Consider the following 2909-nt stretch of genomic DNA (forward strand, 5'->3'; position numbering starts at 1 on the left):
CCTCCACCGTGGTCAGCGACACCGTCCAGTCTTTCTCGCGGAACGAAAAGATACGGGCATCGTAGGTCGCAAAGCCTCTCTTGAACGCTTTGACCGGACGGTTTTTCTGTCGGGCAACTTTACGGGCACCGGCCAGCCGTCTGCAGACCTGCTGAGCCAAGTTACTGGACAAGCCGAACCGGGCACGGATTTCGCGGTAGCACAGAGATTGAAGTTTGACGGCGTTGGCGACCTTCTCGGGTTTGTTTTGGTTGACCCAGTTCAAGGCTTGGCCGAAGGCATCCAAGGTCGCATCCAACTTTGCGGCTTGCGACTGAGACACCTTGAGCCTGCAGGAAAGGGTCAGGACTTGGGTCATACCCTTACGGTACCTCATCAAAGTGCATTCCTCCCGACCCTCGCCCTGTGGGCAGAGGGCGGGGCTCCTGCGCTAGTAAGCTGAGACTTCAATCACCAGCTTCCCGTACTGCTTAGCCACCGCCTTCAGCAGCTCTTTGAAGGCTCCATGCGCCCAAGTCAGTAGCGAGCGCACTACTCTGCCCTGCATAGCTGCAAGGCCGCAATCTCTCGCCCCCTAACGGGAAGTGGGGGAGAGGTACATAAAGAAGAAGTCTAATTGTCGGCATTAGCGGCGAAGGGGCTCGGAAATGGCCGCCACCTCCCGCAGAAACTGATCCTGTTGTTGGCTCAAAATGCCCAGGTCGGGGCCTTGGTTGAGCAGGATAAAGCGGGTGCCATCCGGCAATTGCCCCATCATCATCAGCCGATCCGCAGCGGATCCCACCTGAGCCACCGTGCCTGGGGGCAAGGTGCGCGCCTGCAGGGTGCTGTGGCCAATGCCCGCTCTGGGCAAGATCCGAGTCGGATCCCCGTCCGTGAGATCCACCAACTGCTCCCAGAGGTGAGCTAGGGCGCGAGGGGAGAGGTACAGGGCTTGCCCCCTTTGTCCAAAGCGAATGTCTTGCTCGGCGGGGGCCATGTCGGGATCCAGGCGGGAAATGGGCTGAGCCACCAACCGCTGCCGCAGGTACTCCAGCAGGGCTGTTTTGCCCCCCAGTTCCGCCAACAGGGCTTCTGCCATAGTCCGGTCGTTGCTGCCGTTGAGGATTTGCAACAGGGATCCCAGGCGTAGCGAGGTATAACGAGCCAAGCAGTGGGCGTCCGCGGGGAGGGCTGTCAGGGTTGACACCGAGCCGCGAATGGCAACCGGGTGGGGCTGTTGCGTATCGCTGAGGAGCTCTGCCAAACGCCGAGCACCGGCCAAAGGATCGGGTTGGCCCAGCAGGTGCAAGGGGGACAACACCTTCACATCCCCGTCGATCTGGCGAATGTTGAGGCTATGCAAATGGTGGGCCAGCTCTGCCACATTCGCTTCCGTGAAGTAGGGATCCCCGCCACCCACCAGGATCAAATCTCCCGTCAAGCGATGGCCCAAAAGATGGCCTGTGGTGTAGAACCGGGTCTCAAAGCGACGTTCATAGCCCCAAGTCTCCAGGGCCATCAAGCTGATGGCCAACTGATCCAAGGCTCCCACCGGCAAAGGCCGATCCGATAAATGCTCCGCTAACAGATCCCCTTCCGGTGTCCAGAGCAGGATCCCCTGTTGAGAGAGCGCTCCCCCTTGGGCTGCCAATCCCTGCAAAAAGCCGGACAAGACCGGAGCATAAGGGGAATCTTCCCACTCCGGCGATTGGGCACGAGGCCACCAGGGGGGAAGGCCCGGAGTTCCACTTGGGGAAGGCAGCGGCGGCGGTGGGGTGGGGATGGGGGGGAAAGGATTCTGAGCCGATGTGGGAAACTCGACTTCGGCACCCGTGCGATTGCTCCAGCAGGCCCCCAAGGCCAAAGCACCGGCCAACGGGATCCCTGCCCAGAGGAAACGACGATGGGGGCGCAACCCCTGTGGGATAAGCGGCATGACGACCTCACCAAAGACACTTGCAAAAGACGACAGGCTGGCAAGACTTGACGCTACTCTAGTGCCATCCGAACTGCCTTTGCAAATCTCTGTGGCAGCCTCTTCCAGCGCTATCGACTCCAGTTCATGCGAGCCCATCTTTTGCTTGGCAGGGATCCCACTCGGCTGTAGCCTGATGCGAAGCCAGAAAATGCTGTGTTGCCTGATGGATATCCTTTGCAACGGCAATGGCTGCAGATCGTCCGTTGGCTGTGCAAGGGCTAGGCTGTACTGGAGAGGGTGGGAGATGGCTCATACACTCGTGCAGAACGGATCGCAAGCTCCTTCTCTCCTGAGTAAAAGATAAAATAGGGCGATTTAGACTCTAAGCATTCCAGGCCGCCAATGGGAAACAGTCCAACCAAAGTAAGAGTTCAATCGGAAAAACAGGCTTTCCTAGAACGGTGGCATGACATTCTCGCCCCCAACTCCTTGGGCTATCGCATTCGATTGTTGTCTCAATTGGTGCGGCGGAAGTTCCAGTCCTATTTAGAGCCTTTTGGCCTAACCATCTCCCATTGGGTGGTGCTCTGCTGCCTCTGGGAAGAAGACGGGATCCCGACTTCCACCATTTGTGAGCGCCTGCAGCAGTTGGGGGGCACCATGACCGGGGTGTTGGATGGCATGGAAAAACGGGAGCTGATCCGGCGGCAGCGGGATCCTGAGGATCGGCGGATTTGGCGAGTCTACCTCACACCGGCAGGAGAGGAGCTGAAAGACGTTTTGCCCCCTCTGATTTGGCAGTTGCGGGAGCAAACCTACGGCTGTCTCAGCCCAGAAGAACGGGCAACCCTCTCGCGGCTGGTGGATCGGCTGATCGCCCATTTGTCAGTGGATCCAGAGGCGGCTGTATTGTCAGAGCCAAGCCAATAGTCTTTGGTCTTCATGGGTCGTGTTGGTAAACTACCCCCGCCTAAAGGCGGGAGCTTTCAGTAGCCCTAGAGTCGGCAAG

General features: G+C 58.9%; 2 protein-coding genes and 1 pseudogene. 1 reads left to right on the forward strand and 2 read right to left on the reverse strand.

Annotation, left to right across the window (positions count from 1 at the left end):
- Together NW838_RS12705 and NW838_RS12710 are read right to left on the reverse strand one after the other, a co-directional pair.
- Window positions 1–358, reverse strand: a pseudogene (locus NW838_RS12705) (RNA-guided endonuclease TnpB family protein); the annotation flags it as partial.
- 267 nt (window positions 359–625) lie between these two features.
- Window positions 626–1918 carry a D-alanyl-D-alanine carboxypeptidase gene (locus tag NW838_RS12710; protein ID WP_414358454.1) on the reverse strand — a complete coding sequence of 431 codons (1293 nt, stop codon included), beginning with the start codon at window positions 1916–1918 and terminating at the stop codon, window positions 626–628.
- Window positions 1919–2302: 384 nt separating this feature from the next.
- Between NW838_RS12710 and NW838_RS12715 the strand changes: the two genes are divergently transcribed.
- On the forward strand, window positions 2303–2830 hold the full coding sequence (locus NW838_RS12715; protein WP_414358452.1) for a MarR family winged helix-turn-helix transcriptional regulator: 528 nt from the start codon (window positions 2303–2305) through the stop codon (window positions 2828–2830).
- The last annotated feature ends 79 nt before the right edge of the window (window positions 2831–2909 follow it).

Source organism: Synechococcus sp. R55.2 (genome assembly GCF_047462075.1).
GTDB lineage: Bacteria > Cyanobacteriota > Cyanobacteriia > Thermostichales > Thermostichaceae > Thermostichus.